A 22,087-nucleotide genomic window follows, 5' to 3' on the forward strand; every position below is an offset into this window, starting at 1 on the left:
CTCAAAACACATCTAGAAACATCTAACTTTGAACACAGCAGTTGAATATATAAACGTTAACGTTGAAGTCCAGTTTGCCCAATCTCTTACACCAAGCATAGCGCTATTAAGACAAAATAGGCCAATTTTTATCTTTTTTCACGTTTACGCACAGTTTTTAAACTCTTTTTACTATTTATTAACGCGCTTTTTGGCCCAGAACCCTCTTTTTAAGCATCGGCAAGCACGGCGGCTTCATCTACCCCTACGGCAACCAAGCGAGACACCCCAGGCTCTTGCATGGTCACGCCCATTAGGCGCTCCGCCGCCTCCATCGCAATCTTATTGTGGGTAATATAAATAAACTGGACGTTTTCCGACATCTCTTTAACCAATTTAGCGTACCGCCCCACGTTAGCATCATCCAACGGCGCATCAACTTCATCCAACATACAAAACGGTGCAGGATTAAGCTGAAAAATCGCAAACACAAGCGAAAGCGCGGTTAAGGCTTTTTCTCCACCAGAAAGTAGGTGGATGGTGCTGTTCTTCTTACCCGGAGGGCGCGCCATAATGGCCACCCCCGTTTCCAGCAAGTCCTCACCGGTTAACGTCAACCACGCAGTACCGCCGCCAAACACTCGAGGGAAAAGGGCTTGCAGACCGCTATCAACCTGCTCGAATGTCTCTTTGAAACGCACGCGTGTCTCTTGGTCGATACGCCGGATTGCTCTCTCTAAGGTCTCCAGTGCTTCGGTTAACTCGTCATGCTGCGCCTCTAAATAGTTACGCCGTTCGGCCTGCTGGTCATACTCTTCAATGGCTGCGAGGTTAATCGCACCCAAACGACGAATTTTGTCAGTGGTCGCTTCCAACGTGTCCTGCCAGCTCGTTTCATCCGCGTCGCTGGGGAGTTCTGATGCCAGCGCCTCGGCATCGTGCCCTAACTCGGCCAGGTGCTCATCCTGCGTGGCGGCTTTTAGTTCCAGCGCTTGAACTTCCATTCGGCGGTTTTGCAGCAGCTCGCGGCTTTGCGCCAAATTGCGCTCGTGGGATTGACGTGCCAGCTCATCATGACGCAACTGTTCCGCAATGGTTTGCGCTTGCTCGCGCGTTCCGTTGAGCCGGTGCTCTTGCTGCTCACGCTGAAAGAGGAGTTCTTCTAACTCTTCAGAGGCGAGTTCATCGGGCTCAACAAGCCCTTCGCGCGTTTCTTCTAGCTCACTGATGCGCAGCGACAAGCGCTCTTCGTTTTCAGCACTCCGCACTTTTTGTGCGTTAAGGCTCGCTTGCTCGGCGGTTAAGCGCTCGCGCTCTAGCGCTAAACGCTGCTGGTCGGCTTTAAGCGGTGCGTGCTCATGATTGAGTCGTTCGCGTTGCTCACGCTGGTGTTCACGCGCGGCACTGGCTTCTTCACGGCGCAATGCCGCCTCTTCAAGATGCTCCATCGCCTCGTTCCAACGGGCGCGCTGCTCTTCCAGCTTAAGATCGAGCTCGGCACCATCTTCTTGCAGCTTTTTAAGCTCTTCATCCAACTCTGTGGCACGGCTTTCAAGATGTTCCACTTGCTGAGCAAGGCTGCGTTCTTTGAGCGCTAACTGCTGGCGCGTCTCGATGCTCTCCCGCTCTTGCTGCGCGTGGGCATCGCGTGCTTCTTCTAGTGACTCCAGCGTCGCGAGCGCCTCGTCACAGCGGGCCTGCGCCTGTGTTAACGCTGTCTGCTGTGCCTGGCATTGCGCTTGGCAATCGTCATGGCGGCGACGTGTCACCAACAGCGCATCGATAGACTCGCCTTCTGCTTGCTGACGCAGCCAGTCTTCCGACCGCCAAACGCCATCCCGACTAATGACGCTTTCACCCGCCGGCAGCGATGCCAAGCGTGGTTCGACGTCATCGGCATGTTCAACGCAGTGGATGGTGCCTAACCAAGCATTAAGTGCGCCCGTGCCTTGGACCAAGGCGGCAACAGTGTTGTCGGGGGCTGAAAGTCCCGTCGTATCTGCCAGTAGGCACCAATCCGTTGCCAGCGCTTGGGGTAACGCGTTGAGTTTTTCTGGCGCTACCACACGGGCATTCATCCACGGTGCAAGAAGCCAAGACGTCACAGTTTCCCAGCCGGGAGTCACTTGCAGGATTTCGCCCAACCGCGGGGCATGCGCCAGGCCGTGGGCATCGAGCGTCGCCACCAGTGCCGGGTCGTGATCGGTCAGCTGCGCGTCAATCAACGCCGCCAGCGAGGCCTGCTCACCTTCTAAACGGCTGAGCTTTGTGCGCGCTTCATCACGCTGGGCGTTAGCCTCTTGCTGCTCGCGCTTCGCCTCGGTAAGCCGCGGCTGCCACGTCTCGCGCTCAAGACTCAGCTGCTGCGTTTGCGCATCGGCCTTGCTGAGTTGCTCTTGCGCGTTAGCATGCTCAGCGCGCAGCGCATTAAAATCGGCAATATCGCGACGCTGCTGACGGCGGCGCTGCTGCTCGGTGTGTAATCGTTTTAATTGCTGCTCGATATCACGCAGCTGATCTTGACTACGCTCAGCGTTTCGACTCGCTTGGCGCCACTGCTCGTCGGCATCAGACCACGCGGCTTCAGCACTTTCCAGCGCGGGCGCCGCCTCGGTCATCGCCTGCTCGAGGGTTTCAAGCTGCTCTTCTAGCGCCTCAGCTTCCGGCAGCAGCGCATCTAATCGCTCTTCAATGGTAAGTAAGCGTTCACTATCTGACTCACCTAATTCACGCTGATCATTGAGCTCGCGACGGGCGTTATCGATATCGCTGGCAAGTTGGGCTAGACGGCTACGGCGGTGGGTTTGATCCTGTTCTAAGCGGGCGATACGCGTGGTGGTATCGTAAAACTGCTGCTGGTGGCGCTCTAATACGTCGGCAAGTTCATCATGCTGCTCACGAGCCTGCTCCAAGCGCGTTTCGCATTCGCGCACGCCAAATACGTCTTTTTCGACGCTGATTTCAAGCTCGCGCACACGGCTTTCTTGCTGCTGCTGTTCGGCCCGTAGCGCGCGACCGCGCAGCAGCGCAAGCTCGCCTTTGAGCCGGTGCTCTTGCTGCTTCAAGGTTTGATAGCGCTTTGCCGCCTCGGCTTGGCGCTTCAAACGCTCTAGCTGCTTATCCAACTCTTCGCGAATGTCGTCGAGGCGATCGAGGTTTTCTTGGGTACGACGCATGCGATTTTCAGTTTCGCGACGTCGCTCTTTGTATTTGGAAATGCCGGCAGCTTCTTCCAGGGTGGCACGCAGGTCGTCCGGGCGTGCTTCAATCAACCGCGAGATCATGCCTTGGCCGATAATGGCGTAGGAGCGCGGCCCAAGGCCGGTCCCCATAAAGAGATCTGCAATATCCCGTCGGCGGCATTTCTGGCCATTGAAGAAGTAGTTAGATTGACCGTCGCGGGTGACCTGGCGCTTCACCGCAATTTCGGCATATTGAGCATAGGGGCCGCCCATGGCACCGTCTCGGTTATCGAATTTCAACTCGATGGCGGCTTGCCCCACCGGCTTACGCGCGGTGGAGCCATTGAAGATCACGTCCGCCATCGACTCGCCGCGCAGCGTTTTGGCCGATGATTCCCCCATCACCCAGCGTACCGCGTCGATAATATTCGATTTGCCACAGCCATTAGGCCCAACGATGGCCGTCATATTGCCATCGAAGGGTACCGTTATGGGGTCAACAAAGGATTTAAACCCGACCAGGCGGATGGAGGTTAAGCGCATAGTAAAAGCCGCAAACGATCACTCAAAGACACGATCCACAACGACCTCCACAGCCTCATCTTCTTCAACCGGACCCACCGTGACGCCGTCTAAATCACCAAAGAGATCCCCCGGTTGCGGCGTGGCTTGCCCGGAACGAGAAACACGCACTATGAGACGTGTTTGCTGCACTTGCGATAGCGAGGCTTGCGGTGACATGGCGTTGGTTTCATCTAGCACAACCGTCATGGGCAACGCTGAGACCTGCGCTCTGACCACGGCAAGCGGTGGAAGCTCGCCTTCCATATCACGCGCCGTAATAAAGACGGTGGCATCGTCAGGTACGGTGTCAGCCAGCGACTTATCAAGCGAGACATCGACGCGAATCCCCGGGCCTTGAGCCTGTTCGGTATCAGCTTGCTCTGGCTCCACGCCCATACGGCGCTGAGCCACGCGGATACCTTCTCGCAACGACGAGGCCGTCTCCTCTTCTTCAATATTGGCCAGCGCGCGGCGCCAGCGATCAATCGCGGTTTCGTACTCGCCGCGATCAAAGGCGTGCACCCCTAAAAGCCCCAGCACGGTGGGTTGGCGCGGATCCTGCTCGAGCGTCTCATCCACCAACGCCTGCACTTCAGACGTAAGCTCACGCTCTGCCATAAAAAAGCGCAGTTGAGCGAGCTGGGCTAGCAGCGGCGCCACACGACCTTCGATGTCGATCAGCCGCTCAAGCGTATTAGCGGCTTTTTCAACTTGGCCCGTTTCACGATAGAGCGGAAAAAGCTCGGACCACACATTGGGGTTATCAGGCTGGCGCTCGGCTTGCGTTTCCATCCGCTCGATATACATCGCCAGCGACGCGTCCGGGTCAGCCTGCACCTCGCGGCGGGTTTCCAACAGCATCAAGTCACCTTCAGCGCCCTGAAACTGATACCAGACAACACTGACCGCTACGACACTCACCATGACCAGTGGCACGACAAAGCGCCCTGACGTGTACTTTTTCAGCGGGCGTCGCTTGAGGTTCTGGGTATCTTCTAGCAGGCTGCGCTCTAGCTCGAGGCGGTCTTCTTCAAAACGCGCATCATCGATATCTCCGCGTTCACGCGCCGCTTCTAATGAGGTGAGACGACGCTCAAAGATAGCAACATTTTGCTCAGCGGAGGTATCGTTAGCTTCGAAATCTTGCTGCCTATCGTGCAGCTTTCGCGCTTGTCGTAGCGGCAACACCAAGAGCCACAGTGCCGGCAACAGTAAAACGGCAAACGCAATCCACAGCAGCGTCATGAAGACCTCTCGCGATTAATGAGTTCATCCAGGCGGGCTCGCTCTTCGGTACTCAGCGACGTCGCCGAAGCATTGCGCCGTGCGCGCACCATCCATACCACGAGCAAGATGCCCAACAGCACCAACACAACCGGGATGCCCCATAGCAGGTAAGTGCGGTTTTCTAAGCGCGGATTATAGAGAATGTACTCTCCAAAGCGCTGCACCATGTGGTTGATAATTTCGGTGTCGGACTTACCATCCTGAAGCAATTGATAAACACGCTCGCGCATGTCACCCGAAATCGGCGCATCAGAATCATTGATTGCCTGATTCTCACACAGCGGACACCGCATCGATGCCGTGAGGTCTTGATAGCGCTGCTTTGTCACAGGGTCCTCAAACTCACGTATTTCAACAGCGCCTAGCGCGCTGCCGGCAAGCAATAACAGTAAGATGGCGATAAGCCAGCGGTTCAGCGCCATTTTTCCACCTCCGGCATAATGGTGTCGCTCACGTCAGCGGGGGAAATATACCCTGTATGGTGATAACGAATGATGCCGTCCGCATCGACCAAAAACGTCTCCGGTGCACCATAAACCCCAAGATCAAAGCCGATATCGCCCTCCGGGTCGAAAATATTCAACTCAAAAGGATTGCCGAATTCAGTTAAGAATTCACGCCCCTTTTCACGGGTATCTCGGTAGTTAACCCCCACCATACGCACACCACGGTCGGCAAGATCGAGTAGCTGTGGCATCTCCTGCTTGCAGGCCGGGCACCACTCGCCCCATACGTTGACGAGCGTCACCTCACCGGTTAGTACGCTCTGATCAACACGGCGATCAGGGTCTTCTAGCGTGCTTGCCTCAAATTCAGGAAAGTTGCGCGCCACTAACGCTGAATCGCGATACGATGGATCTTCCGAAAGGCGCAGATAAAGAAACACCGCGAGCAGCAAAAAGCCCACCAATGGCAAAAAAAGCAGTAGACGACGCTTCATGCCAGCGCCTCCTTCGATGCCCTGTTGCTAGAAGAGGCGCCCGTATTCTCAGAAGCGTACTTTTGTTGGCGAACACGGGTGCGGCGATAGCGTTTATCCGCCACGGCAAGCAGACCGCCAGCGGCCATCAACAAACCACCCAGCCACAACCAGCGCACCAAGGGCTTGTGCTGAATACGCATGGCCCAGCTGCCGTCGCCGAGATCTTCCCCCATCGCAACATAGAGATCTCGGAAAAAGCCAGCGCGTAGAGCCACCTGCGTCATCGGCATGCCCGTCGCCAAGTAGAGCCGCTTTTCCGGCTGCATGGTGAACTGACGCCCGTTTTCACCCCGCTGAACTTCAATCTCTGCGGTATCCGCCAAAAAGTTTGGGCCGCGGCGGCTTGATAGCTCTGTCATCGTAAAATGGTAGCCGGCCACCTCGACGCTATCTCCCGGCCCCATACGCACATTACGCTCGATGTTGTAATGGGAGACGACGGCAACACCCACGATGGTAAAGGCCACGCCCAGATGCCCTAACACCATGCCCCAATACGTCAGGGAGAGTTTTTTCAGGCCAGCGCCAAACGAACGCGCATTACGGGTTTTATCCCAAATATCGCGCAGTATGGGCAACACGATCCAAAGCGCCATCAGCATGCCGAGTGCTACCCAAACGTTCCATTCAGGGCCATAAAACACGGGGATTAAAGCGCCCAGCACCAATGCCACGACACCGGCCAGCCAGAGTTTGGTGTAAAGCTCTTTCGCCGCCATACGCTTCCAGCGTGCCACCGGCCCTAATCCCATAAAGATACTCGTCACCGCCATGAGAGGAACAAACAGCGCGTTAAAATACGGCGGCCCTACACTAATTTTACCCAACCCTAGCGAATCCAAGATCAACGGGTAGAGCGTACCCAACAGCACCGTAACGGTCATAATCACGAGCAAGATATTGTTGATCAACAAGAGCGCATCTCGCGATAGCCAGTTAAAGCCCACTTTGTGGCTAACGCGCGGCGCACGCAGGGCAAACACCAACAACGACAGGGTGACCGTGATCGCCAGCAGCATCAAAATGAAAAAGCCGCGCGCCGGATCATTAGCAAAGGCGTGCACTGACGTTAAAACCCCCGAGCGCACCAAAAAGGTACCCATTAACGAAAGCGAGAATGTGGCAATCGCCAAAAGCACGGTCCAGCTCTTAAATGAGCCACGCTTTTCGGTCACCGCTAGCGAGTGAATCAGCGCGGTACCAGTCAGCCAGGGGAGCAGTGAAGCGTTCTCCACCGGATCCCAGAACCACCAACCGCCCCAGCCAAGCTCGTAATAAGCCCACCAACTGCCCAGCGCGATACCCACGGTGAGAAACGCCCAGGCGATATTGGTCCAGGGGCGAGCCCAGCGCGTCCATGCTGCATCTAAGCGCCCACCCAGAAGGGCGGCAATGGCAAACGCAAACACCACAGAGAAACCCACATAGCCCATGTAAAGCATCGGCGGGTGCACGACGAGGCCAAAATCCTGCAAGAGCGGATTAAGGTCGGCGCCGTCTTGCGGCATATTTGGCAGCAACCGATCAAACGGGTTAGAGGTCACCAAAACAAAGAGCAAAAACCCTACGCTGACCGCACCCAAAACCCCCATCACACGAGCGACCATATCGCGCGGAAGCTGCCGCGAGAAGATACTGGCGACAAAGCCCCAGCCAGCCAGCATCAAGCTCCAAAGCAGCACCGAGCCTTCATGATTGCCCCAAACGGCGCTGAGCTTATAGTACCAAGGCAGCATCGTGTTGGAGTTATTGGCCACATTGGCCACGCTAAAATCATCCAGCATATAGCTGGCGGTTAAACAGCCATAAGCAATCAACAAAAACAGGAACTGCCCCGCTGCCATAGGTCGGCCGTAAGCCATCCACAGCGGGCGCCGCGTCGCCGCACCTGCCAATGGCATAATGGCCTGAACTGCTGCCATTAGCAGAGCGATAACGAGGGCAAAATGGCCAACTTCTGGGATCATTTCAGTGAACATGTGCGCTCCGGTTTAGCACGTAACAGTCGGCTCGGCATGGCGTGGCGTGGCGTGGCGCTAGTAATCACTTGCTTGGGGCACGCCCTTTGCTTCAAGACGCTTACCCACCTCAGCGGCTTTGGCCTGGAAATCAGCCGGCTTATAGCCCGCTTCTTCGAGCGCTTGAGCGACTTCTGGGGGCATATAATTTTCGTCGTGGCGAGCCAGCACTTCATCCGCCCGCAAGCGACCGTCAGCCTGTAGCTGACCAACCACGACCACGCCCTGCCCTTCACGGAACAGGTCCGGCAAAATGCCGCTGTAGTAAACATCAAGGTCATCGACGTAATCGGTTACTTTAAATTCAACGTTAAGGCTGTCGGGATCGCGAGAGACCGAGCCCTCTTTCACCATCCCCCCGGCGCGTATCGTGCGTTCGATAGGCGCATTACCCTGGGCAATTTGGACCGGGCTGAAAAACAGGTTGATATTAGAGCGAAGCGCATAAAGCGTGAGCCCAACGGCGATGGCGGTAAGCGATACCAAGCCGAGAATCACAAACATCTTCTGTTTACGTTTAGGTGTCATGCTGACCTCCCTCTACAACCGTTTGAAGTGGCGCTTGGGCGGCGTTTTGCTGCTCTCGTGCGCGCTCACGCCGTTCACGGCGCCTTAAACTATTAATGAGCTGGCGGCGTTCAAATCGTGCATGCCACACAAGGGCCACGAGTAAAAACAGCGTCAGACCCCACGAAGACCACACATAAGGTGCATGCCCACCCATGGCGATAAATTCTGCAATTGAGTTAAACGCCATCGTCACGCCTCCTGAACCAGCTCTCGCACCCATCGCTTATTGGATTCGCGACGCAAAATTTCGTTTCGCGTCCGCATCAGCGTCAAGGCGATAAAAAAACTATAAAACCCTAGCACCATGATCAGTAAGGGCAACCACATTTCGGTCGGCATCGCCGGGCGCGACGTCATCGTAAATGAAGCAGGCTGGTGCAGGGTATACCACCAGTCCACCGAATATTTAATGATTGGGATATTGATCACCCCCACCATCGCCAATACCGACGCCGCGCGTGACGCGCTATCCCGACTCGTAAAAGCACCGCGTAGCGCAATGACGCCCAGATAGAGAAACAGTAAGATCAACATGGAGGTAAGGCGCGCGTCCCACATCCACCACGTTCCCCAGGTGGGTACGCCCCACACCGCGCCGGAAAAGAGCGATACAAATGTCATTGCTGCGCCTAAAGGCGCCATGACAGCCGCTGCCATATCCGCGACTTTAATTTTCCAGACCATGAACACAAGCCCCGCAACCGCCATCGACACAAAAATCGATTGCGCCAAAAATGCCGCGGGAACATGTACGTAAATAATCCGGAAGCTATTGCCCTGCTGATAATCCGCCGGGGCAAATGCCAGCCCCCACACAGTCCCCGCCACGATCAAAAGCGCCGCAGCCACCCAAAACCAGGGCTCAAGCTTGGCACTGATACCGTAGAACCACTTGGGTGATCCCAGCTTATGAATAAAAGCCCACATAGTGAGTCTGTCCTCAACCATTAATACTGATTCGCAGCGATGCCGCAATCGCCCAGGGCGCCAGCATAAGGGCGGCCGCTAGCAGCGCACCCAAAATCGCCAGATGCGCGCTGACGCTATCGCCTGCAATCGCTGCCTGCACCGCACCGGCACCAAAAATAAGCACGGGAATATAAAGAGGCAGCACCAACAGTGACAGCAATACACCGCCCCGTGCCAACCCCACCGTTAGCGCCGCGCCAATCGCGCCAATAAGGCTTAGCGTTGCACTGCCTAAGGCAAGCGACACAGCAAGGACCAGATAACTTCCCGCCGGCAGCGCCAACATAATACCCAAAATGGGCGCCATTAATGCCAGCGGCAGCCCAGTCAAAAGCCAATGCACCGCCACTTTCGCAAGCGTAAGGGCGGCAAGCGGCTGAGGCGCGAGCAGTAACTGCTCCAAACTGCCGTCATCGAAATCGCTACGAAACAGGCTATCCAACGAAAGCAACGCCGCCAGCAAAGCGGCTACCCACAAGAGCCCTGGTGCGATTAACGCTAACAAATCGGGATCAGGGGAAATACCGACGGGAAACAGCGTGATGACCAAGGCGAAAAAGACCAGGGGATTTAGCACTTCACCACGACGGCGTAGCATCAACACAAGATCACGCTTCAGTGTCGCCGTTAACGCAAGTGCCAAGCCTTCACCGGGCTCTTTCAGTCTCGGGGCAACCTCTGTGGTTTCCTGCAACACCACACTCTCCTTATACCTAGCCCGTTAATTAGCCCAACTCAATACGCCGTAGCGCAGGGGATGAGGCTAACTCATGGTGGGTGGTGACAATCACGCAGCCACCGCTATTCGCATGTGCCACAAGCTGGGCTTCAAGCGCGGCAACACCGTGGCGGTCAATGGCGGTAAAAGGTTCATCCAGCACCCATAACGCACGCGGCGTAAGCGTCAACCTCGCCAGCGCAATACGGCGCTGCTGGCCAGCGGAAAGCTGCCCGGCCGGCACATCTTCAAAACCCGCCAGCCCGACGATGGCCAGTGCGTCTAAACGCTCAGACTCACTACCGCGCTGACCGTCCAAGGCTTGGTACCAAGAGAGATTTTCTAACGCTGTTAGCCCTGTCTTTACGCCTGGCGCATGACCGAGGTAGAGCAAATTGGTTAAAAAATGCTCGCGCACCTCGCGCATGGGCTGGTCATTCCAATACAACTCGCCATGGTAATCGCTCAGCTGCCCCGAGAGAATTTTCAATAGCGTGGTTTTACCGCTGCCGTTGGGGCCTTCAATCCGGACGACCTCGCCACTATGGATGTCTACATCGAGACCCTGGAACAGCCAGCGATCATCGCGTTCACAGGCTAGCTGTTGGGCTTGTAGGCGCAGGCTCAAAGGGCTCTCCATGCATAATGATTTCGCGTCGAACTCTACACGGAAAGCGTATTTCTCGCTAGTCACGCCCTGCGACGCCCAGTCGCAGATTGACCTTGGACAACTCACACTTTAGACGGATACGACTATGCGCTCAGAGGATTTCCATCCAGGCACTGGACTGTATAGAAAAACACATATACAGTTAATAATGTACATAACAACAGACTGTACTAAAAAACACTCCAAGAATAAGCCACAGGATGTCGCTGCCAACCTTGATCCCGGAGACTTCCATGACCGCCTTACCCGCTATCGCCGAGCTTCATGACACCCCCGTCCCTAAGCGCGTCACACGGCGCAACACTTACGCCATCAAAGTGCGCGGCAATCGGATGAACGATTGCCACCTCTTTGATGGTGATGTCATTATTATTCGCCGTTTTCAGCATGACACCCAGGATGAAACCGCAGTGGCTGAAATCAATCGCCGCTCTGTCGCGCTTAAGCGCCTTTCTATCGGCCACGACGGTGTTCATCTTCAGCCGGAACAAGCGGGCACACCTGCCATGTTCTTGCACAACCGCGACATTCAAGTGCTTGGTCTTGTCATGGGGATTGAGCACCAAGCCTCTTAGCTTCCTGCTGTTGGTCGCCAACCCTTGGAGCATTAATGCGTTATCCCATTCCCAACCTTGCACCCGCAATCTGGCATGACGAAAGCATTGAGATCGAAAAAAGTCAGTTTATTGCTTGGGTGTGCCACGCGCCGAGCATTGATGATTTCGACACATTGCTCGCCACGGCCAAACAGGCGCACCCGAGTGCTAGCCACCACTGCAGCGCTTATATTGCCGGTGCGCCGGGTGAGCAAAATCGTATCGGCTTTTCGGATGACGGTGAGCCCGGAGGGACGGCGGGGCGACCCATGTTCCAAGTTCTCAATGGCAGCGGTATTGGTGAAATCGGTTGCGTTGTGACCCGCTATTTTGGCGGCACCAAACTGGGCACGGGCGGGTTAGCGCGCGCCTACGCACAAGCGGTCAGCGCTGCGCTGGAAACACTCCCTACCCGCGAAATCGTCGAACGCGACACCTACACCCTGCGCTTAACATTTGCCCAAGAAGCCGATGCCCGCGCTTGGTGCAATGAGCAAGCGCTCCCGATTGAAAATGCCGAATACGATAGCGATGGCGTACGCCTAGCCATAGGGTGGCCGCGAGATCATGCGTTTGAGCTTGGCGAGCTTGAAAACCGACTTAAGGCCAGCATTCTCACTAGCCCACCGACAAAAACGCGGCACGCTGATTAACAACGTGCCGCGCTTATCTTACGCGCAATGGGCCATTGGTGACGAACTGAACTAGCCCTAGTACGCATCTAAAGCACTTAGCCCAAGGTGTTAAGCTAAGCGCTTACCCCAAGTACTTAATCATCACCCCGGCTGCTACTGCCGAGCCGATAACACCCGCCACATTGGGGCCCATTGCGTGCATCAGCAGGAAGTTATGCGGGTTCGCTTCCAGCCCCACTTTGTTGGCCACACGCGCCGCCATCGGCACTGCCGAGACCCCTGCGGCCCCGATCAGCGGATTGATCGGCATTTTGCTCACCAGGTTCATCAGCTTGGCCATCAACACACCGGCCGCAGTGCCAATCCCGAAGGCCACAATGCCTAACCCTAAAATACCCAGGGTCTCCACCGAGAGAAAACTCTCTGCCATCAATTTAGAGCCTACCGACAGCCCCAGAATGATGGTCACGATATTAATCAACGAATTCTGCGCAGTGTCGGATAAACGCTCGACCACACCGCACTCGCGCATCAGGTTACCAAAACAGAACATCCCCAGAAGCGGTGCGGCATCGGGCAGAAACAGCGCGACCAGAATCAGCAGCATCAGCGGGAAAATAATTTTTTCCAGCTTAGAGACCGGGCGCAGCTGCGTCATGGTGATCTCACGCTCTTTTTTGCTGGTTAACAGGCGCATAATCGGCGGCTGAATCAGCGGTACCAAGGCCATGTAAGCATACGCTGCGACGGCAATCGCCCCGAGCAGCTCGGGAGCCAGCACGCTGGATACGTAAATCGACGTGGGGCCATCCGCCCCGCCAATAATCCCGATCGCGGCGGCTTGATTAAGCGAGAAGTCCATCACGCCCATCGATGATAGCGCCACGGCGCCAAACAGCGTAGCGAAGATACCAAATTGCGCAGCGGCACCTAAAAACAGCGTGCGCGGGTTAGCCAGCAGCGGGCCAAAGTCCGTCATCGCGCCCACGCCCATGAAGATGATCAATGGCGCCACCCCCGTGCCAATCGCCACCTTGTAGAAGTTGTAAAGCATGCCGTCGCTGTAGCCGACATTGACGGCCACATACTTAGCCGCACGCAACGCTTCTGCTGACGCATTGCCGTCCGCTACGCTCTTAAGCGCGACGCGCCAACTTTCGGCATTCGCCAGTGGGTCAAGCGCCACCCCTAGCGCCGTAGCGATTTGCTGCAACACGGCCGGCTTCGCCACTTCAATGGCCTGGTCCAACGCGGAAATCGCAAGCCCCGCCTCCGGGATATTGGCCAAGATTCCGCCAAACCCGATGGGGACGAGCAAAAGCGGCTCAAACTTTTTGTAGATCGCCAGGTAAAGCAGCACGAGCCCTACCACGATCATCACCGCCTGGCCCAGCTGAAGGTTATAAAGCCCCGAGCCTTCCCATAACGTGATTACCTTATCCATAGTGCGAAAGCCCCTTAAAGTTCGATCAACGTATCGCCAACGACGACGCTGTCGCCTTCACTGACCTTCACTGCGGAGACCGTACCGCTGCTTGAGGCGCGCACTTCGGTTTCCATCTTCATCGCTTCGAGGATAATCACTACGTCGCCTTCGGCAACTGAATCGCCGGGCTTGACGTTCACCTTGAAAATATTGCCCGCAAGCGGAGCGTCGATGCTTTCTCCACTACCCCCACCGCTCAGCGCCGGGGCGGCGTCTTGTTTTTCGGCCGACGCGGATTGCTCTTGTACCTCACCAATGTCACCACCTTCAGACACTTCCACCACAAACGCCTTGCCATTGAGTTTGACGGTGTAGGTTTCTGGGCCGCTACTCGCCACCGGGGCTTTAGCCGGCTCAGCGTTGGCGGGCGCCTTAGTGGTGGTATCCGGCGCCTGCGGCACTGGCTCGAACGCATCCGGATTGTCACGGTTTTTGAGGAACTTCAGGCCAATCTGCGGGAACAGCGCGTACGTCAGAACATCGTCGATTTCGCGCTCGCCCTCGGCTAAGCGGATAGTGTCTGCCTTGGCCTTCTCTTTTAGCTCGGTGGCAAGCTTATCCATTTCGGGGCTTAGGTTATCCGCCGGGCGACAGGTGATCGGCTCACCGCCTTCAAGTACGCGTTTTTGCAGCTCGGCGTTAAACGGGGCAGGTGCGGCGCCATACTCGCCTTTTAGCAGGGCTTGCACCTCTTTTGAAATCGACTTGTAGCGCTCGCCCATCATCACGTTCATTACCGCTTGGGTACCGACAATTTGCGAGGTCGGCGTGACCAGCGGGATAAAACCCAAATCTTCGCGCACGCGGGGAATTTCGCTTAATACATCGTCAAGCTTGTCACCGGCGCCCTGCTCTTTGAGCTGGCCTTCCATGTTGGTCAGCATTCCGCCCGGCACTTGCGCGATCAGAATGCGCGAATCGATGCCTTTGAGCGAGCCTTCAAACGCTGCGTACTTCTTACGCACTTCGCGGAAATACGCGGCAATATCTTCCAGCAGCTCTAGATCCAACCCGGTATCGCGGTCGGTGTCTTTGAGCATTGCCACGACGGATTCGGTCGGGCTATGACCGTACGTCATCGACATCGACGAAATCGCCGTATCGACGTTATCGATACCCGCTTCGACGGCTTTCAGAATGGTCGACGTCGACAAGCCCGTGGTCGCGTGGCACTGCATGTGGATCGGGATTGACAGTTCCTGCTTTAAGCGGGTTACCAGATCGTAAGCGGTGTACGGCGTGAGAAGCCCCGCCATATCCTTGATAGCCAACGAGTCGGCGCCCATGTCCGCAATGGTTTTGGCCAAATCAATCCAGCTATCAAGCGTATGGACCGGACTCACGGTGTAGGAGATGGTGCCTTGCGCGTGGCCTTCGACATTCCGTACGGCCTTAATCGCCCGTTCTAGGTTGCGCGGATCGTTCATGGCGTCAAATACGCGGAACACGTCGACGCCGTTGGTTTTGGCGCGCTCAACAAACTTATCTACCACGTCATCGGCGTAGTGGCGATAGCCTAGCAGGTTTTGGCCGCGCAACAGCATCTGCTGTGGCGTATTGGGCATCGCCTCTTTCAGCGCGCGAATGCGCTCCCACGGGTCTTCGCCCAAGTAGCGAATACACGAATCAAAGGTCGCGCCACCCCACGATTCCAACGACCAGAAGCCAACTTGATCCAGTTTTTCGGCAATGGGCAGCATGTCATCAAGACGCATCCGGGTCGCGAATAGCGATTGATGGGCGTCACGTAGCACAACGTCAGTAATGCCCAGAGGGCGCTTCGTCTCATTCATGGCGTTAACTCGTATTGATAAGCAAGAAGATGTAAAGAGGCACTAGACTAGAATTTGTCGTTAGTTTACGAACAAAATTCTCTTATTTCATACAAGCTGGCTACGATTCACGCCCTTTTTGGCGACGGTAGCGGTGAACGGCCGCGCTAATGACTGCCTGCACTTCATCATCTTGTGATGAGGAGGCAGGTGGCTCACGGCGCACAGGCGCTGATGAAGCAGGGGCGGGATGAAAGCGACGCACAGTGCTCGACATCAGTGTGACGCTGATGACCAGTACGGTAAGAAAAATAAAAACGAACCCCATACCCAACGCCATCAAGGCAAGCCCTTCGTTTAATAGCTCAGCATTCTGCATTCGGTATTCTCCTGAATTCACGCCGGTCACAGCGTTTCTTGTAGCAAACCCAGCGGCATCACCACGGTTGGCGCGATAAGGGTGGTACAATAAACTGCCACACTCAAAAAAGATTGCAATGGCGCCATAGTGGAAGTCAAAGTTGTTAATTTACTACATAAGGGCAAAATCGGCCTAGCCCCGATGGAAGGCGTTATCGATGCGCTTACCCGTAACTTATTGACGCGCCAAGCGGGTTTTGACTGGACGGTGACCGAATTTGTCCGTGTAGTCGATGCCCGTTTACCCCCGCGCGTGTTTTATAAACATTGCCCCGAACTACAAATATTTCCTGCCGCCACGCCCAGCGGCGTGCCTGTTCATCTACAATTACTCGGCTCAGACCCCCAAACGCTTGCCGCCAACGCTCACCAAGCGCTCTCACTGGGGGCGTTAAGCATCGATTTAAATTTTGGTTGCCCCGCAAAACTCGTCAATCGACATGACGGCGGTGCGTCGCTTCTGCGTCGCCCTGAGCGAGTTTACGCTGCCATCAGAGCCGTCTTTGATGCCGTTGGCGATCAGATTCCAGTCACGGCAAAAATCCGTTTGGGTTTTTCTGATCGTCGTCTCGCGATTGCTTGCGCCCAAGCCGTAGAAGCCGGTGGCGCCTGCCAATTGGTAGTACATGGGCGTACACGCGACGAGGGCTATCGACCGCCAGCGCACTGGGAATGGATTGGCAAAATTCGCCACCGGGTGAAGATCCCCGTAGTGGCGAACGGCGATATCTGGACACTGGAAGACTACTGGAAAGCGCGCACGCTGTCAGGTTGTCGTGATGTCATGCTCGGCAGAAGCGCCCTAGCCGACCCGTGGCTTGCGCCTCGCATTCGCCACTGGCAGTTAACGGGCGAGCGCCTACCTGATACCACCTGGCCTATGCGCGCCAACGTACTCACAGAGTACGCTCATTGGCAGCGGCAAAACCTGCCCGAGCGCGTTGTGACCTCACTCGTCAAGCAGTGGCTCGCGCAGATGCGCCAGGGCAACACTGAAGCTGATCGCCAATTTCAACGGCTAAAACGCATCACCGACTTGGCGACTCTGTTGGATAGCCTCGTGATCGATACGCCGACACAACCACAACACAGGCACACCCCCTTAGAGGCGTAGCCTTGATCAAGAGCCAAAACGGCAGACCAAGACCCAAAAAAAGCGCCCTATCACAATAAGTGGGGCGCTACACACGATCGCGAGATCGGCGACGCGAGCCACCGTCGATCTAGCCAGGAAAATAAACCCTGATAGGCAACTTCGTCGTGAACGGCTATTAAACAGAAAACCCGCTCTCTTTGAGAGCGGGTTTATAATCTGGTGCGCCCGGGAGGATTCGAACCTCCGACCACCTGATTCGTAGTCAGGTACTCTATCCAGCTGAGCTACGGGCGCTTAACGCTATTGCACTAGAGCTTAAACATCTACATCAAAACTTGTGCATTAGTGACTTTCTAGGAAGGTGGCGCGCCCGGGAGGATTCGAACCTCCGACCACCTGATTCGTAGTCAGGTACTCTATCCAGCTGAGCTACGGGCGCTTACCTTTTACTATCTTATCTAACGAATTACGTTGATGAGACAGCATGCCACTTGGCGGAGAGAGAGGGATTCGAACCCTCGATAGGGCTATAAACCCTATACTCCCTTAGCAGGGGAGCGCCTTCAGCCACTCGGCCACCTCTCCTTAACGGCACGGCGCGAATATTACCGATTTGGCGTGGACTTGTCCAGCCTTGTGCCAATTTTTTTCGCGCCAGCGACAAAAAACGGGCATTGCCCTACGACACGCAACCCTATGTGCCATCAGCAAAATCCCGCTCATCGGGGCTCTCACTCGTCGCCACCCTCTTCGGTGCTACGCTCACGCTGAATACGTTGGTAAATCTCTTCACGGTGAACGGCAACGTCTTTCGGCGCATTAACGCCAATGCGAACCTGGTTTCCTTTTACTCCTAAAACCGTGACGGTAATTTCATCACCGATCATCAGGGTTTCGCCAACACGGCGGGTTAAGATGAGCATGGCTGATCTCCTTCTCAGACGTTTTTTGTTGCAACGGGATGTGTCCGCCAGAAACGGCGCCGTGCCATTATGCGCCATGACATCGCTGTCACCAATGGCACGGGGTCATAACACCTGAACACCCCGTTGAAAGAAAGCCCACCACCCCACGGCAGCGAGACCCCTTATTCAGCGTAGAAGGTTTCACGCATCTTACGTTACTAATTGCCGTGTTACTCAGGTTCGATATCCGATTTATCCAAACCAAAGGCTTTATGCAACGCTTGAACCGCCAATTCCATGTGTTTCTCATCAATCACGACAGAAATTTTGATTTCTGAGGTCGATACCATGCGGATATTGACGTTTTCATCGGCAAGAACGCGGAACATCTTAGACGCCACGCCCGCATGCGAGCGCATCCCCACACCGACGAGCGATACTTTAGCGATATTATCGTCACCGCGCAGATCACCGCCACCGAGATCGGGAATCACTTGCTCTTCCAGAATCTTCTTGGTCGCTTTGTAATCGCCTTTGGCCACGGTAAAGGTAAAGTCGGTGTAGTCACCGGCCGGTGCCACGTTTTGCACGATCATGTCGACTTCGATATTGGCGTCGGCAATCGGCCCTAGAATGCGTGAGGCCACACCCGGCACGTCGGGCGTGTTCAATAGGGTCAGTTTGGCTTCGCTTTTGGTAAAGGCAATACCGGAAATCAGCGGTTCTTCCATAGAGTCCTCGTCTTCGTCTGAGTCTGCAACAATAAGAGTGCCGGGGCCGTCTTCAAAGCTTGAGAGCACCCGTAGTGGAACGTTGTACTTGCCGGCGAATTCCACCGCGCGAATCTGCAATATCTTAGAGCCCAAACTCGCTAGCTCCAGCATCTCTTCAACGGTGATCGTTTCTAGGCGTTGCGCTTTAGAGCAAACGCGCGGGTCGGTGGTATAAACACCGTCAACGTCAGTGTAAATCTGGCACTCATCCGCCTTCAGCGCAGCCGCGAGCGCAACACCGGTGGTATCAGAGCCACCGCGGCCCAAGGTGGTGATATTGCCTTCTTCATCCACACCCTGAAAACCGGCCACTACCACGACCTTGCCCGCATCAAGATCCTCTCTCAGCTCATCGGTATCGATACGCTGGATGCGCGCTTTGGTGTAAGCGCTATCGGTGTGGATCCCGACCTGGGCTCCCGTGTGTGATGTTGCAGGCACTTCGAGCTGCTGCAGTGCCATAGCCAATAGGGAAATGGTGACCTGCTCGCCGGTGGAGAGCAGCATATCCATCTCACGGGGGTTAGGATCACTGTTGAGCGCCGTGGCCATATCGGTCAAGCGGTTGGTCTCGCCGCTCATCGCGGAGACGACCACCACCACTTGGTGCCCCTGGTCGCGAAACCCTTTGACCTTTTGCGCCACGGCCTTGATGCGCTCGACAGAGCCCACCGAGGTACCGCCGAACTTCTGTACGTATAGTGCCATATGCCGTTTTCCTATTACGTTCGGGAATGGAGGGTGAAATGTGTCATCAAACAGGAAGGCCGGTGACTATCATGCCACCGGCCTTATCGATTAGTTAAGCGCTTGCTCCAACCAAGCAGGGACGCTATCCAGCGCGCTGGGTAAGGCCTCCGGCTGACTGCCACCCGCCTGGGCCATATCCGCGCGGCCACCGCCTTTGCCACCGACTTGCGAGGCCACATGATTGACCAGCTCGCCCGCCTTAACGCGCCCGATGAGGTCTTGCGTCACCCCGGCGATCAAGCTGACCTTACCGGCCTCTTTATCGGCCACGCCAAGCACGATAACCCCAGAGCCCATTTTGTTTTTCAGCTGATCCAACACGCCCCGCATTTCTTTACCGGAGACGCCTTCAAGCTGTGTGGCCAGTAGCTTCACGCCGCCGACCTCTTGGGCTTGGCTGAGCATATCGCTGCCCGCGGCGCTGGCCAGCTTGGCTTTAACCTGCTCAAGCTCTTTTTCCAAGCTGCGATTGCGCTCCACCAAGGATTCAACGCGGTATTCCACCTGCTCAGGCTTGGCTTTAACACGCTCAGCGATGCGCTGCACGCGGGCTTCCTGCTCGCGGAAGTAAGCCAGCGCATTTTCGCCGGTAATCGCCTCAATGCGGCGCACGCCAGAGGCAATGCCAACTTCGCTGACAATATGGCAGCAGCCGATATCACCGCTGCGCGCCACGTGAGTGCCACCGCAAAGCTCAATGGAAAAGTCATCCGCGCCGATGGTCAGCACGCGCACGCTATCGGCGTACTTCGCCTCGAAAAGTGCAGCGGCGCCCTTGTCCTTGGCTTCATCCAGCGTCATTTGTTCGGTTTTGGTCGGCGCATTAGCGAGAATCTGCTCGTTCACTAAGCGTTCGACTTCTTCGAGCTGCTCGGGCGTCATCGGCTCAAAGTGACTGAAGTCAAAACGTAGCCGCTCAGCCGTCACCAGCGAGCCTTTCTGTTGCACGTGATCGCCCAGCACCATTCGCAGCGCCTTATGCAGCAAATGCGTCGCCGAGTGATTGCGCACGGTCGCGCCGCGAAGCGTCGCATCGACTTGCGGACGCACGCGGCCACCGACATTGAGCGCTCCTTCGACCATCACCCCCTGGTGCAGGTGGTGGCCGCTCTGCTTTTGGGTATCGGTAACCTGGAAGCGGGCGCCGTCATCCCAATGCAAATAGCCCGTATCGCCGACCTGGCCGCCGGATTCGCCGTAAAACGGCGTGCGGTCTAGAACGACAATGCCCTTTTGACCCGCCTCTAACGCGGCAAGCTCGTTGCCTTCGCTATCAACGATCGCGGTCACTTTCGCCTCGTCTTCCAGGCTGTCATAACCGGTAAATTGCGTTTCACCGTCAAGCTCGATTTTCACGCTGTAGTCAGCGCCGAACTGGCTGGCCGCGCGGGCACGCTCGCGCTGGGCTTCCAATTCACGCTGAAAACCTTCTTCGTCGAGCGTCACATCGCGCTCGCGGCAGACATCGGCGGTGAGGTCATAGGGAAAGCCGAACGTGTCGTACAGCTTAAAAACGGTTTCACCCGGCAACACCTTTCCTTCAAGCTCATCGAGCGCGGCGCTCAAAAGCCCCATGCCGTGATCCAGCGTGCGGGCAAACTGCTCTTCTTCTTTGAGCAGCACGCGGGCAATCTGATCACGCGCTTCACGCAGTTCCGGATAGGCCTCGCCCATTTCCGCATCGAGCGCGCTCACCAGCGTGTGGAAAAACGGCTCGGACGCGCCCAGCTTGTGGCCGTGGCGAATCGCGCGACGGATAATGCGGCGCAACACATAACCGCGACCTTCGTTGGAAGGCAACACGCCATCGGCAATCAAAAAGGCGCACGAGCGAATATGGTCGGCAATCACACGAAGCGACGGCGTGTTGGTATCCGAGTGGCCGGTGGCTTGAGCGGCTGCCTGCAACAGGTTCTGGAACAGGTCGATTTCGTAGTTTGAATGAACGCCCTGCATGACAGCGGCCACACGCTCTAAGCCCAAACCGGTATCAATCGACGGCTTAGGTAGCGGATTCAGCGTTCCCTCAGCGTCGCGGTCGAACTGCATAAAGACCAGGTTCCAGATTTCGATGTAGCGATCACCGTCCTCTTCGGGGCTTCCCGGTGGGCCGCCCCACACTTCAGGGCCGTGGTCGAAAAAGATCTCGGAACTCGGGCCGCAAGGGCCGGTATCGCCCATCTGCCAGAAGTTATCCTCGTCTAGCTTGGAGAAGCGCTCGGGGTCGACGCCGATCTCATCTTTCCAGATCTTTTCCGCTTCGTCGTCACTGATATGTACCGTTACCCAAAGTTTGTCTTTAGGCAGGCCGAGGGTTTCAGTGAGAAACGACCAGGCAAAGCGGATGGCATCACGCTTGAAGTAATCGCCGAAGCTAAAGTTGCCCAGCATTTCAAAGAAGGTGTGGTGGCGTGCGGTATAACCGACGTTATCCAAATCATTATGCTTGCCGCCGGCGCGCACACAGCGCTGCGCCGACGTGGCGCGCACATAAGGGCGTGGGTCGCGACCAAGAAAAACATCTTTAAACGGCACCATGCCCGCGTTGGTGAACAATAGTGTCGGGTCGTTGCCCGGCACCAGTGAGCTGGTCGGCACGATGGTGTGCCCGTGCTGAGCGAAATAGTCGAGAAAGGCTGTTCTGATTTCTGCGCTTTTCATAGGGTATCCGTAACAAGAAAGCGTGATGCCCCAGGGCGCTTAGCCGCCACCCGC

General features: G+C 56.0%; 19 protein-coding genes and 3 tRNA genes. 3 read left to right on the plus strand and 19 right to left on the minus strand.

The features are described from left to right. Nucleotides 1-209: 209 nt before the first annotated feature. The 10 genes from smc to ccmA are packed head-to-tail and all read right to left on the minus strand — an operon-like array spanning nucleotide 210 to nucleotide 10,897. Nucleotides 210-3,704: a chromosome segregation protein SMC gene (gene smc, locus HZS81_RS12470; protein ID WP_179930900.1), complete on the minus strand. Its 3,495-nt coding sequence runs from the start codon at nucleotides 3,702-3,704 to the stop codon at nucleotides 210-212. Between the two features lie 18 nt (nucleotides 3,705-3,722). Then, on the minus strand, nucleotides 3,723-4,970 hold the full coding sequence (gene ccmI, locus HZS81_RS12475; RefSeq protein WP_179930901.1) for a c-type cytochrome biogenesis protein CcmI: 1,248 nt from the start codon (nucleotides 4,968-4,970) through the stop codon (nucleotides 3,723-3,725). Next, nucleotides 4,967-5,434 carry a cytochrome c-type biogenesis protein gene (locus tag HZS81_RS12480; protein ID WP_179930902.1) on the minus strand — a complete coding sequence of 156 codons (468 nt, stop codon included), beginning with the start codon at nucleotides 5,432-5,434 and terminating at the stop codon, nucleotides 4,967-4,969. The genes ccmI and HZS81_RS12480 overlap by 4 nt, the downstream gene beginning before the upstream one ends. Continuing rightward, nucleotides 5,425-5,952, minus strand: coding sequence for a DsbE family thiol:disulfide interchange protein (locus tag HZS81_RS12485; RefSeq protein WP_179930903.1), 528 nt, complete (start codon nucleotides 5,950-5,952; stop codon nucleotides 5,425-5,427). Before HZS81_RS12485 ends, HZS81_RS12480 begins: the two co-directional genes overlap by 10 nt. Further along, entirely contained in the window at nucleotides 5,949-7,973 is a 2,025-nt protein-coding gene (locus HZS81_RS12490; RefSeq protein WP_277814997.1) for a heme lyase CcmF/NrfE family subunit, read from the minus strand. The genes HZS81_RS12485 and HZS81_RS12490 overlap by 4 nt, the downstream gene beginning before the upstream one ends. Before the next feature lie 57 nt (nucleotides 7,974-8,030). After that, nucleotides 8,031-8,540, minus strand: coding sequence for a cytochrome c maturation protein CcmE (gene ccmE, locus HZS81_RS12495; RefSeq protein ID WP_179930904.1), 510 nt, complete (start codon nucleotides 8,538-8,540; stop codon nucleotides 8,031-8,033). Beyond that, nucleotides 8,530-8,769 carry a heme exporter protein CcmD gene (gene ccmD, locus HZS81_RS12500; protein ID WP_179930905.1) on the minus strand — a complete coding sequence of 80 codons (240 nt, stop codon included), beginning with the start codon at nucleotides 8,767-8,769 and terminating at the stop codon, nucleotides 8,530-8,532. Before ccmD ends, ccmE begins: the two co-directional genes overlap by 11 nt. A gap of 2 nt (nucleotides 8,770-8,771) precedes the next feature. After that, nucleotides 8,772-9,509: a heme ABC transporter permease gene (locus HZS81_RS12505; protein WP_179930906.1), complete on the minus strand. Its 738-nt coding sequence runs from the start codon at nucleotides 9,507-9,509 to the stop codon at nucleotides 8,772-8,774. A gap of 13 nt (nucleotides 9,510-9,522) precedes the next feature. Continuing rightward, entirely contained in the window at nucleotides 9,523-10,248 is a 726-nt protein-coding gene (gene ccmB, locus HZS81_RS12510; protein ID WP_422141601.1) for a heme exporter protein CcmB, read from the minus strand. Between the two features lie 28 nt (nucleotides 10,249-10,276). After that, entirely contained in the window at nucleotides 10,277-10,897 is a 621-nt protein-coding gene (ccmA, locus tag HZS81_RS12515; RefSeq protein ID WP_179930907.1) for a cytochrome c biogenesis heme-transporting ATPase CcmA, read from the minus strand. Nucleotides 10,898-11,172: 275 nt separating this feature from the next. On the opposite strand from ccmA, the gene HZS81_RS12520 reads away from it, so the two are divergent. Next, complete coding sequence (locus tag HZS81_RS12520) at nucleotides 11,173-11,514, plus strand: LexA family protein (RefSeq protein WP_179930908.1); 342 nt, start codon at nucleotides 11,173-11,175, stop codon at nucleotides 11,512-11,514. A 35-nt stretch (nucleotides 11,515-11,549) separates the two neighbouring features. Beyond that, complete coding sequence (locus HZS81_RS12525) at nucleotides 11,550-12,188, plus strand: IMPACT family protein (protein WP_179930909.1); 639 nt, start codon at nucleotides 11,550-11,552, stop codon at nucleotides 12,186-12,188. A 103-nt stretch (nucleotides 12,189-12,291) separates the two neighbouring features. On the opposite strand, the gene HZS81_RS12530 is transcribed toward HZS81_RS12525, so the two are convergent. The 3 genes from HZS81_RS12530 to HZS81_RS12540 all read right to left on the minus strand — a co-directional run bounded on the left by HZS81_RS12530 (nucleotide 12,292) and on the right by HZS81_RS12540 (nucleotide 15,807). Continuing rightward, nucleotides 12,292-13,614, minus strand: coding sequence for a sodium ion-translocating decarboxylase subunit beta (locus HZS81_RS12530; protein ID WP_179930910.1), 1,323 nt, complete (start codon nucleotides 13,612-13,614; stop codon nucleotides 12,292-12,294). Between the two features lie 14 nt (nucleotides 13,615-13,628). Beyond that, nucleotides 13,629-15,449 (minus strand): sodium-extruding oxaloacetate decarboxylase subunit alpha, encoded by a 1,821-nt coding sequence (gene oadA / locus HZS81_RS12535; protein WP_179930911.1) that lies wholly within the window; start codon nucleotides 15,447-15,449, stop codon nucleotides 13,629-13,631. A 100-nt stretch (nucleotides 15,450-15,549) separates the two neighbouring features. Further along, nucleotides 15,550-15,807, minus strand: coding sequence for an OadG family protein (locus tag HZS81_RS12540; RefSeq protein WP_179930912.1), 258 nt, complete (start codon nucleotides 15,805-15,807; stop codon nucleotides 15,550-15,552). A 183-nt stretch (nucleotides 15,808-15,990) separates the two neighbouring features. On the opposite strand from HZS81_RS12540, the gene HZS81_RS12545 reads away from it, so the two are divergent. Beyond that, nucleotides 15,991-16,962 carry a tRNA dihydrouridine synthase gene (locus HZS81_RS12545; RefSeq protein ID WP_179931008.1) on the plus strand — a complete coding sequence of 324 codons (972 nt, stop codon included), beginning with the start codon at nucleotides 15,991-15,993 and terminating at the stop codon, nucleotides 16,960-16,962. Between the two features lie 199 nt (nucleotides 16,963-17,161). Here HZS81_RS12545 and HZS81_RS12550 read toward each other — a convergent pair. The 6 genes from HZS81_RS12550 to alaS form a co-directional block, all read right to left on the minus strand. Beyond that, nucleotides 17,162-17,238, minus strand: a tRNA-Arg gene (locus tag HZS81_RS12550). 68 nt (nucleotides 17,239-17,306) lie between these two features. Next, a tRNA-Arg gene (locus HZS81_RS12555) sits at nucleotides 17,307-17,383 on the minus strand. 53 nt (nucleotides 17,384-17,436) lie between these two features. After that, nucleotides 17,437-17,529 (minus strand) — tRNA-Ser (locus HZS81_RS12560). A 146-nt stretch (nucleotides 17,530-17,675) separates the two neighbouring features. Then, entirely contained in the window at nucleotides 17,676-17,867 is a 192-nt protein-coding gene (csrA, locus tag HZS81_RS12565) for a carbon storage regulator CsrA (RefSeq protein ID WP_179930913.1), read from the minus strand. A gap of 212 nt (nucleotides 17,868-18,079) precedes the next feature. After that, nucleotides 18,080-19,330 carry an aspartate kinase gene (locus HZS81_RS12570; RefSeq protein WP_179930914.1) on the minus strand — a complete coding sequence of 417 codons (1,251 nt, stop codon included), beginning with the start codon at nucleotides 19,328-19,330 and terminating at the stop codon, nucleotides 18,080-18,082. A 90-nt stretch (nucleotides 19,331-19,420) separates the two neighbouring features. Further along, on the minus strand, nucleotides 19,421-22,033 hold the full coding sequence (gene alaS, locus HZS81_RS12575) for an alanine--tRNA ligase (protein WP_179930915.1): 2,613 nt from the start codon (nucleotides 22,031-22,033) through the stop codon (nucleotides 19,421-19,423). Nucleotides 22,034-22,087 lie beyond the last annotated feature (54 nt).

It is taken from the genome of Vreelandella salicampi, assembly GCF_013415105.1.
GTDB lineage: Bacteria > Pseudomonadota > Gammaproteobacteria > Pseudomonadales > Halomonadaceae > Vreelandella > Vreelandella salicampi.

Bases quoted from the DNA above. Each gene is read 5' to 3' on its own strand.
- smc (WP_179930900.1), bottom strand. From the start codon at position 3,704: ATGCGCTTAACCTCCATCCGCCTGGTCGGGTTTAAATCCTTTGTTGAC.
- ccmI (WP_179930901.1), bottom strand. From the start codon at position 4,970: ATGACGCTGCTGTGGATTGCGTTTGCCGTTTTACTGTTGCCGGCACTG.
- HZS81_RS12480 (WP_179930902.1), bottom strand. From the start codon at position 5,434: ATGGCGCTGAACCGCTGGCTTATCGCCATCTTACTGTTATTGCTTGCC.
- HZS81_RS12485 (WP_179930903.1), bottom strand. From the start codon at position 5,952: ATGAAGCGTCGTCTACTGCTTTTTTTGCCATTGGTGGGCTTTTTGCTG.
- HZS81_RS12490 (WP_277814997.1), bottom strand. From the start codon at position 7,973: ATGTTCACTGAAATGATCCCAGAAGTTGGCCATTTTGCCCTCGTTATC.
- ccmE (WP_179930904.1), bottom strand. From the start codon at position 8,540: ATGACACCTAAACGTAAACAGAAGATGTTTGTGATTCTCGGCTTGGTA.
- ccmD (WP_179930905.1), bottom strand. From the start codon at position 8,769: ATGGCGTTTAACTCAATTGCAGAATTTATCGCCATGGGTGGGCATGCA.
- HZS81_RS12505 (WP_179930906.1), bottom strand. From the start codon at position 9,509: ATGTGGGCTTTTATTCATAAGCTGGGATCACCCAAGTGGTTCTACGGT.
- HZS81_RS12520 (WP_179930908.1), top strand. From the start codon at position 11,173: ATGACCGCCTTACCCGCTATCGCCGAGCTTCATGACACCCCCGTCCCT.
- HZS81_RS12525 (WP_179930909.1), top strand. From the start codon at position 11,550: ATGCGTTATCCCATTCCCAACCTTGCACCCGCAATCTGGCATGACGAA.
- HZS81_RS12530 (WP_179930910.1), bottom strand. From the start codon at position 13,614: ATGGATAAGGTAATCACGTTATGGGAAGGCTCGGGGCTTTATAACCTT.
- oadA (WP_179930911.1), bottom strand. From the start codon at position 15,449: ATGAATGAGACGAAGCGCCCTCTGGGCATTACTGACGTTGTGCTACGT.
- HZS81_RS12540 (WP_179930912.1), bottom strand. From the start codon at position 15,807: ATGCAGAATGCTGAGCTATTAAACGAAGGGCTTGCCTTGATGGCGTTG.
- HZS81_RS12545 (WP_179931008.1), top strand. From the start codon at position 15,991: ATGGAAGGCGTTATCGATGCGCTTACCCGTAACTTATTGACGCGCCAA.
- csrA (WP_179930913.1), bottom strand. From the start codon at position 17,867: ATGCTCATCTTAACCCGCCGTGTTGGCGAAACCCTGATGATCGGTGAT.
- HZS81_RS12570 (WP_179930914.1), bottom strand. From the start codon at position 19,330: ATGGCACTATACGTACAGAAGTTCGGCGGTACCTCGGTGGGCTCTGTC.
- alaS (WP_179930915.1), bottom strand. From the start codon at position 22,033: ATGAAAAGCGCAGAAATCAGAACAGCCTTTCTCGACTATTTCGCTCAG.